The sequence below is a fragment of the Candidatus Brocadia sinica JPN1 genome, assembly GCF_000949635.1.
Taxonomy (GTDB): Bacteria; Planctomycetota; Brocadiia; order Brocadiales; family Brocadiaceae; genus Brocadia; species Brocadia sinica.
The window spans coordinates 36309-50156 of sequence record NZ_BAFN01000001.1 but is presented as its reverse complement, the minus strand read 5'-3'; the positions used below and the strand labels follow the sequence as shown (position 1 = coordinate 50156).

7 protein-coding genes, 1 pseudogene and 1 riboswitch are annotated in these 13848 nt (G+C 40.8%); of the genes and pseudogenes, 7 read left to right on the top strand and 1 reads right to left on the bottom strand.

Features of this window, described 5'->3' with window-relative positions:
* Positions 1-165: 165 nt before the first annotated feature.
* The 4 genes from BROSI_RS00160 to BROSI_RS00145 all read left to right on the top strand — a co-directional run bounded on the left by BROSI_RS00160 (position 166) and on the right by BROSI_RS00145 (position 4980).
* Positions 166-1335 (top strand): glycosyltransferase family 4 protein, encoded by a 1170-nt coding sequence (locus BROSI_RS00160; protein WP_052561210.1) that lies wholly within the window; start codon positions 166-168, stop codon positions 1333-1335.
* The gene (locus tag BROSI_RS00155) at positions 1332-2669 is read left to right on the top strand and encodes a B12-binding domain-containing radical SAM protein (RefSeq protein ID WP_052561208.1); all 1338 of its coding nucleotides are present in this window, start codon (positions 1332-1334) and stop codon (positions 2667-2669) included. The genes BROSI_RS00160 and BROSI_RS00155 overlap by 4 nt, the downstream gene beginning before the upstream one ends.
* The gene (locus BROSI_RS00150) at positions 2666-3562 is read left to right on the top strand and encodes an NAD-dependent epimerase/dehydratase family protein (RefSeq protein ID WP_052561205.1); all 897 of its coding nucleotides are present in this window, start codon (positions 2666-2668) and stop codon (positions 3560-3562) included. Before BROSI_RS00155 ends, BROSI_RS00150 begins: the two co-directional genes overlap by 4 nt.
* A 119-nt stretch (positions 3563-3681) precedes the next feature.
* Positions 3682-4980: a glycosyltransferase gene (locus BROSI_RS00145; RefSeq protein WP_052561201.1), complete on the top strand. Its 1299-nt coding sequence runs from the start codon at positions 3682-3684 to the stop codon at positions 4978-4980.
* A 286-nt stretch (positions 4981-5266) separates the two neighbouring features.
* Here BROSI_RS00145 and BROSI_RS20640 read toward each other — a convergent pair.
* Positions 5267-5485, bottom strand: a pseudogene (locus tag BROSI_RS20640) (DDE-type integrase/transposase/recombinase); the annotation flags it as partial.
* A gap of 133 nt (positions 5486-5618) precedes the next feature.
* On the opposite strand from BROSI_RS20640, the gene BROSI_RS00140 reads away from it, so the two are divergent.
* The 3 genes from BROSI_RS00140 to BROSI_RS00130 all read left to right on the top strand — a co-directional run bounded on the left by BROSI_RS00140 (position 5619) and on the right by BROSI_RS00130 (position 13607).
* Positions 5619-7835 (top strand): hypothetical protein, encoded by a 2217-nt coding sequence (locus BROSI_RS00140; protein ID WP_052561199.1) that lies wholly within the window; start codon positions 5619-5621, stop codon positions 7833-7835.
* 165 nt (positions 7836-8000) lie between these two features.
* Positions 8001-8098, top strand: a riboswitch (cyclic di-GMP riboswitch).
* Between the two features lie 65 nt (positions 8099-8163).
* The gene (locus BROSI_RS00135; RefSeq protein ID WP_052561196.1) at positions 8164-10605 is read left to right on the top strand and encodes a LamG-like jellyroll fold domain-containing protein; all 2442 of its coding nucleotides are present in this window, start codon (positions 8164-8166) and stop codon (positions 10603-10605) included.
* A gap of 116 nt (positions 10606-10721) precedes the next feature.
* A complete protein-coding gene (locus BROSI_RS00130) occupies positions 10722-13607 on the top strand; it encodes an FG-GAP-like repeat-containing protein (protein WP_052561193.1) in 2886 nt (961 codons plus the stop codon).
* Positions 13608-13848 lie beyond the last annotated feature (241 nt).

Here is a 13848-nt window from a genome sequence, read left to right as displayed (position 1 = left end):
TCCGTGAAATGCCCGGCGTGTCTATTATGTCATCCCCTTGGGATTGGGTGTTATTTTCGGTTTTTTCATCTATAACCATTTTACCTCTTCGGGGTTCTTGTTTTCATATTCTTAATAAATCACAATAAATAAACACGTTTGGTATAATCACAAGAAAGGGGCCCAATGATCCGCCTGCTTATTCTTGGGTGTAAAGATTTTCCGCCATTCTATAACAAAAAAATAATCTCCGGAGGAATGGAAGTATATACGTATGAACTTGTGAAGAGGCTTGCCGAACGGCTGGACATATCATTGATCAAAGGGAAAAACGGTAAAACGAACGATAAAACGTTTTCTAAAGATATCAAAGTGTATGATGCTGCAATTTTAGGAAATTCTGTTTTACAGCCAGTAAGCCTAACCGTTTCCTCTTTCTTTAAGACACTAAAACTCATAAAACAGACCGATGTGATCAATGCACAAACCCCTTTAAGCGCTTTAATTGGAGCCTTTTGCAAGTTCTTTTTGAAAAAACCCTATGTCGTATGCGTTCACATTTTCGGTTCTACAAAAGAGCATGCCGGTAATAATCTTTTTGCCCGTGTATACTTTGTTATCGAGAAATTAACGCTGAATTATGCAGACGCGGTAATTTCGGTGGGGGATTCGCTTACAAAATTTTTGCTGGATGTTCATAAGCTGTCTCAGGATAAACTCTTTCTGATTCATCCAGGAATGGATTTTCAGGAAGTAAAACCCGATACCGATATTTTAAAAAAATACGGTATTGGGGATGAGTCCTTTGTATTGCTCTATCTTGGGAGGTTTATTAAAGAAAAAGGAATTTTTGATTTGGTAGAGGCGATAAAAATTTTGAAAATGAGGGGTATTAAGGTTAATCTGATTTTCGCGGGAAGTGGTGAACTGGAAAAGGAAATTAAAGAAGAATCAAGCCGCTCTGGTATAGAAGAGTATATTTCCGTGATTGGTCCGGTTCTGGGTGACATCAAGAACCAATTAATAAAACGGGCGGATTTGATGATACGGACGTCTTATCACGAGGTATTTCCAATTACGTACTTAGAGGCGATGTCATTTGGAACACCGGTGATAGCTACGCCCGTCGGTGATGTGCCCTATCTTGCTAAAATATCAGGCGCCATTGAACTGGTGCCAGTGAATGACCCAGAAAAAATTGCAGATAGTGTGGCCAGGCTCAAAGCTTCGCCGGCGCAACTACAAAAAATGTCTGAAAGTGGAATAAAATTTATCGAAAGCATTTCGTGGGAAAAACAAGCTGACAAGTTTCAAAGGGTTTTGGAATCTGTTATCGAGAAGAGGCAAACAAGATGAAAATAGCGCTTTTACAAACAAAGTCCCGGAAAAAAGGTTTTGTCAATAAAGATGTTTCAGGCGGCATGGGAACGGTCAGTCATTTTGGCGATTCGTTCATGGCGAGAATTTTGACATTTTTGAAGAAAGAAGGGATTAATTATCCGGTCCTTGCCATGGGCTATCTTGCGGGAATACTGAAAGAACGAGGCCATGTGGTTTCCGTGGTCAGTGATGCAGCGCCGCCGGAGGAAACTGATTTGGTTATTATCTATAGTTCTATAGTGGATTTTAGAAATGAAATCGAGTACGTGAGGAGAATTAAGGAACAGATATCCGCCAAAATTTGTATCGTAGGCCCTTTCGCGACAGTAAAGCCGGAGATTTATTTGCCACATGTTGATTTTGTAATAAAAGGAGAACCTGAGTCATTTTTCATGAAATTTGATTTACGCTCTCCGCTTCCAAACGGTATTGTTGAAGCCGGTATCGTAGAAAACCTTGATACATTGCCGTTTCCGGATTGGGAGATTTTCCCCCTGGATAGTTTCAAATATAAGCCCTATTTCATGTTTTCCGGAGGTAAACGGTTTTTTCCTATTGTGTCAAGCCGCGGTTGCACGTTCTCTTGTGCAAGTTATTGCCCGTATCCTATCACGGCTGGGAAAAAATGGCGTGATAGAAGTCCAAACAATGTGGTAGATGAGATTGAGTTCCTCGTAAGGAAATTAAACGCGTGTCTCCTTCTCTTCAGAGATCCCATATTTACCATTAACAAGGAAAGGGTCTCTCTTATTGCAAGAGAAATAATGAAAAGAAAGATAGATGTCCATTATGTTTGTGAAACTCACCTGAATTGTCTGGATGAAGCGCTGATTGATCTGCTTTATGATTCAGGATTGCGCGCAATAAAGGTTGGCATCGAGTCTGCCAACAAAACAATCCTGAGCAATACGGGAAGAAAACCAATTAATACCGAACATCAGGAACGAATTTTGAATTACTGTGACAAAAAGAAAATCGCAGTGACCGCATTTTATATTTTAGGCTTGCCCGACGATACGGAACAATCAATTTTAGAGACGATTGAATACGCCAAAAAACTCAATACCATTGGCGCACAATTTACTATCAGCACCCCATATCCCGGAACACAGTTCTTCCAGGACATGGATAAGGCGAATCTCATTCTGGACTATGACTTTGAAAATTATGATATCCATACGCCGGTGTATAAGCACAAAAATCTTTCCAAAGAGCGGCTAATCAAACTGAAAGGGAAGGCATATAATTCCTATTATTTTAGACTTAAGTGGATATCGAAATTTATTAAGACTAAGGTATTGGCGTCATGATTTTAGTAACAGGCGCCGCCGGGTTTGTAGGTTATCATCTTGTTAATGCCCTGGCGGGACAGCAGAAAAGGGTTCGTTGTTTGGTCAGAAATGAACCTGCAAAAATAAATATTTGCGATAAACACATTGAGGTCATTCAAGGGGACATAAGGGACAAGAAGGTGATAGATAGCGCTGTAAAAGGGGCGCGGCAGGTTGTGCATCTGGCAGCGGTCATACAAAGCCCTGATCCGGAAGTTGTTTGCCAGGTTAATGTAGAGGGAACCCGAAATTTAGTTGAGTCAAGTAGACAATACGGTGTCGAACAATTTGTGTTTTTTAGCACACTTAATACCGTGTTGCCTGTAAAAAACCGCTATTCAAAGTCTAAGGAAAAAGCCGAAGACATTGTTCGGAAATCCGGATTGAATTTTACTATCTTACGGCCATCTGTTATTTACGGCAACGGGGATGACGGAACTATTGCAAGGCTCGTACATGCTGTTAAAAACAGAAAAATAATTTATCTCCTGGGAAATGGAAAATATAAACTTCAACCTGTTTATATTGATGATGTAATAAAAGCAATCTGTGAGACACTAAACAATTTGTGCCAGTTCAAAGACAGGACGCTGTTTTTGGTGGGGAAGGAAATCGTTTCTTATACCGGGCTTGTTGATGTAATTTCTGAGATTATTGGCGTTAAAAAATATAAATGCTACATCCCTCTATCGGTTATAGATATTATAATAAAAGTATTTTCGCTGTTTTCCAAAAAAGGGATTCAACTCGAAGATAAGCTAAAAACGTATCCCCATGATAAAATAATAGTTGATAAATTGTTGCAAAAGGATATTTTTCCGTTACAGGTGGCACCATTAAAAGAAGGTCTTTCCAGGTATATTGCTAATTAAATTATACTTGTTGCCGATAATTATTAGGGCAATATGCCTGTTTCCATAACATAAATATACCCAAAAAACCGTATATACACAAAATAAGATAAAATATCTTGACTGATAAGGCTATTTTTATGGGGAAAAGACTTCTTTTGATTTGCCACACATTCCTTCCTATCGCCGGCCCGAGAGCCTTGCGTTGGGGGCAGTTTGTTAAATATTTAATTTGTCAGGGGTACGAAATTGATATCCTAACAACACTCGCGTCAAAAAAACATCCCGCTTACGACGAAAAACTGCTTGATGCCATCCCAAAAGAGGTAAATGTCATTCGCACCTACCCGGGTCCAATTTATAGCTTTAGTTACGATCATTTACCTCCAAAAAGTAATGGAGTGAAGACCTTCGGGACATTTCTTCAAACTACAGTGCGAAGCCATATAAAGAGAGCCTTTACCAGGATTGTCGAACCCCTCCTCATCCCTGATAAATGCATTGTATGGCTGCCTTATGCGCTTATTGCGCTCATGAAACTGAAAAAAAAGAAGTATGATCTCATTATTTCATCAGGGTACCCTTTTACCGATCATATCCTCGGTTATTATTTCAAAAAGTGGACAGGAACCAAATGGATTGTTGATTATGGAGATCCCTGGTCATTCTACCCGGGCTTCCATCGATGGAGATATTATATCGATAAACACATTGAAGGGCACCTATTAAAAAACGTAGACCATATCATAGTAACTACAGAATCGACGGCAAAAGGTTTTGTGAAACATTATCCGTTTCTCGACCCTAAAGGAATTGATGTTATTTCTCAGGGTTGTGATATTCGGAAATATCAGGAAATAATACCTGAAAAAGGTAAGATATTTCGTATAGTTTACACAGGTTCGTTTTATAATGGGCTTCGTGAGCCATACGTTTTTTTTGAAGCAATTAAATCCTTAAGCAATCAAAATGTGGAAGTATTAATAGCCGGGCATATTGACTCTCACTACGTTAAATGGGTCGAAGAAAAGCAATTGAACACAAAGATTATCTTTCTTGGCCATCAAAATTCCCAAAAAGTTATCGCATTACAAAAAGGCGCTGATGTATTATTGCTCTTTGGATGGTTGAATGGTTATCAGATACCCGGGAAAATATATGAATACTTTGGCGCGCAACGCCCTATTTTAGCGATTAAATATGATGAGCAAGATATTGCGGCGAAGATCATTAGTAAACAAAAATGTGGTGTGGTGGTGGATAATAGAAAAGAAGATATAATCAATGTCATTCAGCATTTGTATAATCTGAAACAGTCGGGACAAATTGAAAATCATTTTGATCATTCTTCTCTGGCAAAATATGATTGGCAATCGTTAGCGAGGAAACTAGAAAAAACCATTGATGGTGTTATTGAACATGATAAGGAATTGCCTTAGTCATACATAGCGACATAAGTTTATAACTGTCTGTCATTCCGGGCTTGACCCGGAATCCAGTATTTTTCTGGATTCCCGCTTTCACGGGAATGACATGCTTGTCCCCGTGAAAACGGGGATTCGTATCTGATTAATGACGCTGTGTACAGTGACTTTTCCGGTAATAAGACTCATTTCAGTTGAAAAATTTACTGGCCAATAAACACCAAACCCATGTTTCCCTCAAGGAAGCACAGATATACATCCAGGTCGGGTATGGATAAACCCGCTATCCCCTTGCTTAAGAGATACCCGTAAAATCATTACTTGTAAACTGCGATTCCTGGTCGCTGTTAAATATTCCAGGACAACCTTTCTTCAAGACATCCTCCAATGCCTCTACTCAAAAATGAACATCCAGCGAATTATTTAACCTCCACAACAGAACATATCGACTATACCAATCAAGGATAGCTACAAGATACAAGAACTCCTCTTGGAGCCTTATATAGGTGCTCCACACTTGCATTAACTTCTGTGCTCTTTCTCTTCCTATCACAAGATTTAGTTGTAATAGTTGCCAAGCTGATAACCATATGACATATTGTATCAGTTTTTGTTGCAAACAACCTAAAAATCTTTTGTTAGGAGAAGTACTTGTGAAAATTACAAATACTTTTTTAGGATATGTGTTTTTAGTATTCACTCAAGTGTTTTTCTTGTTTGAAACAGGGCTAATATCCGCGGTTTCAGCGAATGATACATGGAAAAGTTGGTATGGTATTACTGTAGATGGATCAGCAGAAAGTGGCGCAAAATATGCAAGGCAGATGGGGTATGATTCTATAAACATAAAATCCGGTATCTATGCCTCCCCTGATACCTATAAAGGCAAACAAGACTTTTCAGGTTTTAAATTTTATTTCATTAATCCTGATAAAATGCTGATTAGTAGTATGGGATATGATAGGAATATAAACATTACAAAATCTTATTCACAAGCAGAACGAGATTTTTACAATCAGTATATGACGTGGAAGAGCTATGATCCGTTTCCGGACAATATAGCAACGGGCTGGTTTCAGGGCACATCAACGGAATTTAATCCACTTTGGGATTTTCAGCAACAGGCGGTTATCGATATGGTTGTTGAGGGAGTTATAGCTATGTGCCATGACTATGAAGATGTAAGCTTGCCATTTACCTTTGCCGGACATATGTATGATGAATCCCCTCTTGATGGTTATTTTTATTGTTGGGTAAGTGGACGTAACAAAGTAACTTACTTGTCCAATTGGACGGGGACAGAGTCTGGTTTACTACACGGAACTATAACGCATGAATATGCAACATATCAAGATGGGAAAGCTGCTTTTTTCAAACAATTGAAGGCAAGAATGCTGGCTGAATTTCCTAATGCTAAATGGATCGTAGAGCCATATGATGTGTACTGGGGATGGATAAATCAGATAAAAGATCGTACAGACAAAGATGAATTAACCCCTGATATGATTTCACAGGAAAGCTCTAGTACGGAATTTGTAGATGATAGCGCTATTTTTAATTCAGGATTGGCTATTACGAAAGATATGATGGGCATCAGTCAGCCCAACAGTGTCGACGAGTATGAAAATCGTCTTTATGCGGCCAATGCTGGTATCAACAGGGCATGGTATAATTGGTTCCTGCGGTTCGGCGGCACGGGAAATATGCCGAGCTTTCAGAACATCACGGAAGTCTATCCCAGACTTAAACTCATACGGTGTTTGCCGAATTGGGACAATTTAAATAATGTTCCTCTCACCGATCGTTCATGGGATGGCAGTGTGTATCGGAGCACAAAGAGTTATGCCAGCAGCGATGTCATGTATTCACGTCAGCCGAAGACAGGAAAACTCTTTGTGGTGTTTGTGACGAAAAACGGCGTGGTAAAACTCAATGCGGGTGAGACGGTCACCGGGGTACAACGTGCCGATGGATACTTTATTGAGTCCGGGGATGGGAGCGCCGATGTTGCAATAGTTGGCGATGAAATAAGGTTAAAGAGTGGGGTTAGTATTGATGTCGATGCAACCAATGGTCAGGTGAAGGGGAGGGGATATATTTTTACAGTATCAACATCAACCGGTATACCTCCAAAGGTTGTGACGGGGTCAGCGACCGATGTGACGTCAAATTCCGCTACGTTGGGAGGCACAGTGAATGCCAATGGCTTATCAACTACAGCATGGTTTGAGTATGGCACAATAAGCGGGACATATGGCAGCAAGTCATCGGCGCAGGGTGTCAGCAGTTCAGGCGACACAGCAATAAGCATAGGCATAAACGGCTTGTCGGCAGCGAAGACGTATTACTACAGGCTGGTGGCAAAAAACAGTTCCGGAACCAAATACGGAGGTGAAAGGTCCTTTACTACTAATTCCACAACAACCAATCTTGCCCCCAATCCTGGCTTTGAAACAGACCCCATGGTAAATTACTTCACTGCTGGCAAAGGAACATTCACCTGGACGACAGATGCCGCACATGGCGGAAGTCGATCCCTTAAAATAGTTTCCGGCCAATCAATCGGAACATTTGCGCGCTGGATGAGCAAAACGACAGAGATCGGGGCCTTCGCCGGCGCTTATTATACAGCTTCTGTCTGGATGAAGGCAAGCGATATACAGCAATATGGAAAGCTTGTCATAAACTTCTGGGATTCCTCCTTAAAGTATTTGGGAGGCTATAAATCATCTGGCCTGGTAAGCGGTACGTCGGGTTGGACGAAAATTACCGTTCAGGGTACGGCGCTATCCAATGCGGCATATTTGCGGGCAGAATTCAGGCTCTATGGGCCTGGAACCCTATGGATTGATGATGTGACGATAAAATAAAAACTATTTTAGAGGAAAAGGTTCTTCGTTATAAATAAACCGGCATTGTAAAAATTTATTATATTATTTCTTGACATAAAACAATATTTATGCTAAAAAAGAAAAAATATGATCTGTGTGATTTTAAAATAACGACCTTTTTGAAACAAAAAATAAAGAAAAACAGAACGATAAGGGCAAACCCTGAGTAATCAGGGGACGCAAAGTAAAGGGTCTTTAAACATACAGGGAAGTAGTTTAAACAAGATAGCCTTACTGCCGAAGATGTTTTTATAAATATCTTTGCAGTAAGGCTTTTTTATTTGAATGTTAATTAAGGAGTAAGAAAATGGCTATTCGACATAAATTAATATTAGGGGCGATTTCTTTCACCGGCATATTAGGATTTTTATTCATTCTGTCTTTTCCCTCTTTTGCACAAGAATGGGGAAGTATTAGCATTGGGACAGATACAGCTGGAGCATTGGAAGTATCTCTAGAGAATAGTAAGATAAGACTGAAATATGGGCGTTTTTTTGGCGGAGACCATTATGAACATGTGATCAAGGATCTGGTGATCAAGAGTGTCAATGAGGATCAGGCAGGGCTTTACCTTGATGCATGCGCTAATCGTGGTACACTAACAACTGCGTATGTTGTACAGGATGGGGCAGATGTCAAGACCGTTCGACTCGAGTGGGATAATGGGGCAAAGGTATCAGAGGTATCGATCTTTCCAGATAGTTATTATATAAAAACGAAATATATAAGGTATGGTACAAATATTGTAGACCAGGGGTCTCCCGGAGGCGGTGGTAGTAGTAGTGGGGTGTATGAAATATATGGCGCGAGTGAGTGGAAAAGAGGTTACGTAATTTATCCCAATATTTATTTTGATCGGTACCCGGGTGATGTTGGTTACCAAAATATTACCGAAATAGATCAACCAGGGCCTCTGGATTATCACGGGTGGTTTATTATGGGGGTATACAATGTGGCAAATGGGAGAGGATTTGGTAGGGTAGCGCCTGTATCGCAGATAGACATTATAAAGCTTTTGTGGAAAACAGGCTTTGAGCTTTTTCCCACGTTTTCCCGGCCACATTCGCCTTACACTGGATATTTATTTGTAGTGACCGGAGGAGGCGCCAATGAAATACTCTCGAGAGGGAGGAATCTGGCCGATGGTTTGGGAGATAATGCGTCGCCCACTGTGGCTATAACCAACCCCTCTAATGGGGCAACATTTACAACGCCAACGGACATAACGATAACGGCAACGGCCTCGGATATTGATGGTGTCGTGAGCAAGGTTGAGTATTACGCGGGGAGCACAAAACTTGGTGAAACAACCTCCGAACCTCACATTCTCACATGGAACAATGTAACCGCTGGCAGTTATGTACTCTCAGCAAAAGCAACAGATAACGATGGAGCAACGGCGACTTCTAGCGTGGTGAATATAACAGTTTTCAAAGCCGGTATGGTAGGGTACTATAAATTTGATGAAGGGAACGGGACGATTGCTATTGATTCTTCAATCTACGGAAATAATGGTACCATCAATGGAGCCACATGGACAACCGGTAAAAGCGAGGGGGCGTTGAGTTTCGATGGAATTGATGATTTTGTGTCGGTTCCACGTATGAATAATGACGAGATTTCCATTGCTGCATGGTTCTATAAAAATGCAAATGATACAACGGGTGTTGATGCCATATTCGGTGGATATAAATGGAATTCAGACGTACAACTTCGGGAGGGGTTTGATTTGAGATTTAACAAAACTACTCCCAATAAGCTTCAATTTATTCTCGTGACGCAGGATGGAAGTGGAAATAAGACACAGAAAACCGCGATAAAGGATTTGGTCAATTCAGTTGGTAGTTGGTATCACGTTGTAGGTACTTACAACAAGGCTACAGGGGAACAGAAGCTTTATGTAAATGGGCAGCTGGTTAATACCCAATACCATCCGGCGGGAAATACGGTTATGCCATCGACTCAATATCCTGACATGAAAATAGGGGGTTCCGGCAATAATGGTTATTTTAAGGGCAAGATTGACGACGTCCGCCTTTATAATCAACCATTAACCAGCCAGGAAGTTCAGGACTTGTACAATGCCCTTAGTATTGGCCTGCAGGCTCACTATCCGTTCGAAGAAGGGGGCGGGACAATTGCTTCTGATACATCTGGCAATGGAAATCATGGCGCTATCAATGGAGCCACATGGACAACTGGGAAGAGTGGAAATGGGTTAAGCCTTGATGGAATCAATGATTACGTATCAATTCCACGTATGAATCATGACGAGATTTCCATTACCGCATGGTTCTATAAAAATGCAAATGATACAACAGGCGTTGATGCCATATTCGGTGGATATAAATGGAATTCAGACGTACAACTGCGGGAGGGGTTTGATTTGAGATTTAACAAAACTACTCCCAATAAGCTTCAATTTATTCTCGTGACGCAGGATGGAAGTGGAAATAAGACACAGAAAACCGCGATAAAGGATTTGGCCAATTCAGTTGGTAGTTGGTATCACGTTGCAGGTACTTACAACAAGGCTACAGGGGAACAGAAGCTCTATGTAAATGGACAGCTGGTTAATACCCAATACCATCCGGCGGGAAACACGGTTATGCCATCGACTCAATACCCTGACATGAAAATAGGGGGTTCCGGCAATAATGGTTATTTTAAGGGCAAGATTGACGACGTCCGCCTTTACAATCAACCCTTAACCAGTCAGGAAGTCCAGGACTTGTACAATGCCTTATGAGATGTTTTGCCCGCAAAGGAACTTAAAAGTGCGAAGTGTAGCGGGTGGATAAAGGATATTTTTTGTTTACATCGTAATTATTTATAGGGACAAATCTGTTTTTTGAGGATAAAGCAATGATGAAAAGATTCATTTTATTAACTATCATATTAACCCCGTCGTTGATTTCTAATTTTATCGTGGAATTGAAAGCAAACGGACAGGTGCCTGGCATCCCCCCTAATCTGGAAGTTACAGCCGAAAGCGGCATGGTTAACCTGTCGTGGGGCAGTGTTGCTGGAGCAACTGGTTATAATATATATCTTTCAAGACACCCTGGAATAAATAAATCAAACTGGATAACTCTTGCAGGAATGCAAATAAAGCAAATTACATCTCCCTATCAACTGACAGGTCTTAATAATGGGACTTTATATTATTTCGTTGTTACAGCAGTAAATTCGTTTGGCGAGAGTTTATCATCAGATGAAGTTTCCGCGACTCCATCGCCATCTCTGGTTAGTCCGGTTCAATTTAACGATATTTCAGTGATCTCCGGGCTAGAGCAGACTAAAAAGCATGCATTTGGAAATCCTTTATTGGGAGATATCAACAATGATGGTAATTTGGATATCGTGGACCCTCATCACACATGGCGACCTTCGCTTTACCAGAATAAGGGGGATGAAACATTCACGAATATAATTTACGACTCGGGTATAAAGACTGATAGTCAAATTGATAGACATGGGTATGCTATAGGAGATTATAATAACGATGGAAATCTAGATTTGTTTATTGGCGTCGGTGGTGGTGGAATAGGTACTGATCATAGTAGTCAACTTTGGGAAGGAGATGGCACAGGCAAATTTACGGATGTTTCGAATCAGGCAGGCATTGACATTACTTCTGCCCGAGGGACAAATTGGATAGATTATGATAATGACGGCTATTTAGATTTGTTTGTGTCTTTTGGTGGCGACGAAGGCACAGGGGTTGTATATAAAAACGATAAAAGTGGATCTTTTTATGATGTTACGGCCTCAACGGGACTAACTAATTTATTTGATTATATAATGTCTTTTGCTGACTATGACAATGATGGAAATATGGATTTGTTTGCGGGGGGGTGGCAAGCGGGCAAATTATATCGCAATAATGGAAATGGTGCCTACAATCTGAATAATTCCTTTATTGTTGGAAACAAGGAAACGGTGAGGGGTGTTGCGTGGGGGGATTATAATAATGATGGATTCATTGACCTTTATGTTGCCAGGGGCAATAATGATTATCATAGAGCACTGTTTTGGGATCAAACAAGGATTGATTTTAGTAATACATTAGCTGGATTCACCGAACCCGGGGATGTGACCTTTCGATGTGAGCCGGGTAGTAATATTACTTTTGATCTCCGGATAAATGGTCAGAAAAATACCGCTTCTGTATTCGTTGGGAAGGATAGAAAAAATCCCCTCACAATTCCTTTTACTCTGAATTCCGATGAAGTTACCGGCATGCCGATGATTAATGTTGGAAAAGAAAATGCCTTCTTCGTTTGGAAAGAAGAAACGGGTAATACATGGCATATACAATGGACTAAGACTGTAAGTGTATCTGGACCTGGTTTTTGGGGGCATATTATATCTGACGGGAATTTTTCGCAAGTGGAGACTAATTCACCTATAATAAAGACAAATTTTAAATCAACACTTTATCGGAATAATGGAAATGGGTCTTTTACCGATGTAACCGAGGAATCACGTACCGGACACATCGGCAATAATAGTGGGGCAATTTGGGGAGATTTTGATAATGATGGGTATTTAGATTTATATGTTGTAGACGCAAGCGATGTCCTGGGAAACAGGACAAATACCCTCTATCGTAATCTGGGAGACGGAACTTTCGAGGATATTACTGGGACGGCCGGAGTTGGCGCGGCGGTAAATGCAGTTGGACGTCATTATGGCGCAGCATGGGGAGATCTTAATAATGACGGAAATCTGGATTTGTTTTTGTCGAACGGATTTGGATGGGGATTTCCTCTATCAAATGGGAAGGCAATACTTTACAAAAATCCTGGGAATGGTAATAACTGGATAAAAATTAAATTGGTAGGCACAAAGAGTAACCGATCAGGAATTGGCGCCAGGGTAGTATTAAATACTTCTCAGGGGATTCAAACACGCCAGCTAAATGGGAATGGAGGTGAAGTTTATTCACAGGGGGTGTCCCCACTTCATTTTGGTTTGGGGAATATAAGTGTGGTAGATACTATTAATATATTCTGGCCAAGTGGCGCCGTCCAGACATTAAGCCAGATTTCAGCGAACCAGGAGCTAACAACTGTCGAGACGAATATAAATGACTCTATGGTAGCCCACTATCCGTTTGATGAGGGGGCAGGAGCGATTGCAACTGATGCGTCTGGCAACGGTAATGATGGCGCTGTGAACGGAGCCGCATGGACGACCGGGAAGAGTGGAAATGGATTAAGCTTTGATGGAATCAACGATTACGTATCAATTTCCCGTATGAATCATGAAGAGATTTCCATTGCTGCATGGTTCTATAAAAATGCAAATGATGCAACGGGTGTTGATGCCATATTTGGTGGATATGGATGGAATCCAAGTTTGCAACTTCGAGAGGGTTTTGATGTGCGATTTTATAAAACCGCACCTGATACACTTCAATTTATCCTCGTGACACAGGATGGAAGTGGAAATAAGACACAGAAAACTGCTATAAAGGATTTGGTCAATTCGGTTGGTGGTTGGTATCATGTAGTTGGCACTTACAACAAGGCTACAGGGAAACAGATGCTCTATGTAAATGGGCAGCTGGCCAATACTCGAACCCATCCGGCGGGGAATACGGTTGTGCCATTGACATTGTATTCCAACATGAGAATAGGGCATACAGGGTTTAATGGTTATTTTAATGGTACGATTGATGATGTTAGAATTTACAAACGTGCCTTGACCGACCAGGAAGTGCAGGATTTGTATAATGCCCTGTAGTAGAGTGTTACCTTTAAAAACTTTTTTGTAAGTTTTATTCATAGAAAACCGTTAACACCAAGGCATGAAATCAGAAATTCAAAACAATTTCAAATAGGCAGTTCAATTGAAGCTGGTGAAGTTTATATCGATGAACAAATAAAAAAGGGTTTTGTGTGACATGGCACATAAGTGCGACGTCACACTTGTGTGCCATGTCACACTTTTCCTTTGCCTTAGCAACGGACGATTCTGCTTTATG

Coding starts and splice junctions, on each gene's coding strand:
- BROSI_RS00160 (WP_052561210.1), top strand. CDS start 166: ATGATCCGCCTGCTTATTCTTGGGTGTAAAGATTTTCCGCCATTCTAT.
- BROSI_RS00155 (WP_052561208.1), top strand. CDS start 1,332: ATGAAAATAGCGCTTTTACAAACAAAGTCCCGGAAAAAAGGTTTTGTC.
- BROSI_RS00150 (WP_052561205.1), top strand. CDS start 2,666: ATGATTTTAGTAACAGGCGCCGCCGGGTTTGTAGGTTATCATCTTGTT.
- BROSI_RS00145 (WP_052561201.1), top strand. CDS start 3,682: ATGGGGAAAAGACTTCTTTTGATTTGCCACACATTCCTTCCTATCGCC.
- BROSI_RS00135 (WP_052561196.1), top strand. CDS start 8,164: ATGGCTATTCGACATAAATTAATATTAGGGGCGATTTCTTTCACCGGC.
- BROSI_RS00130 (WP_052561193.1), top strand. CDS start 10,722: ATGATGAAAAGATTCATTTTATTAACTATCATATTAACCCCGTCGTTG.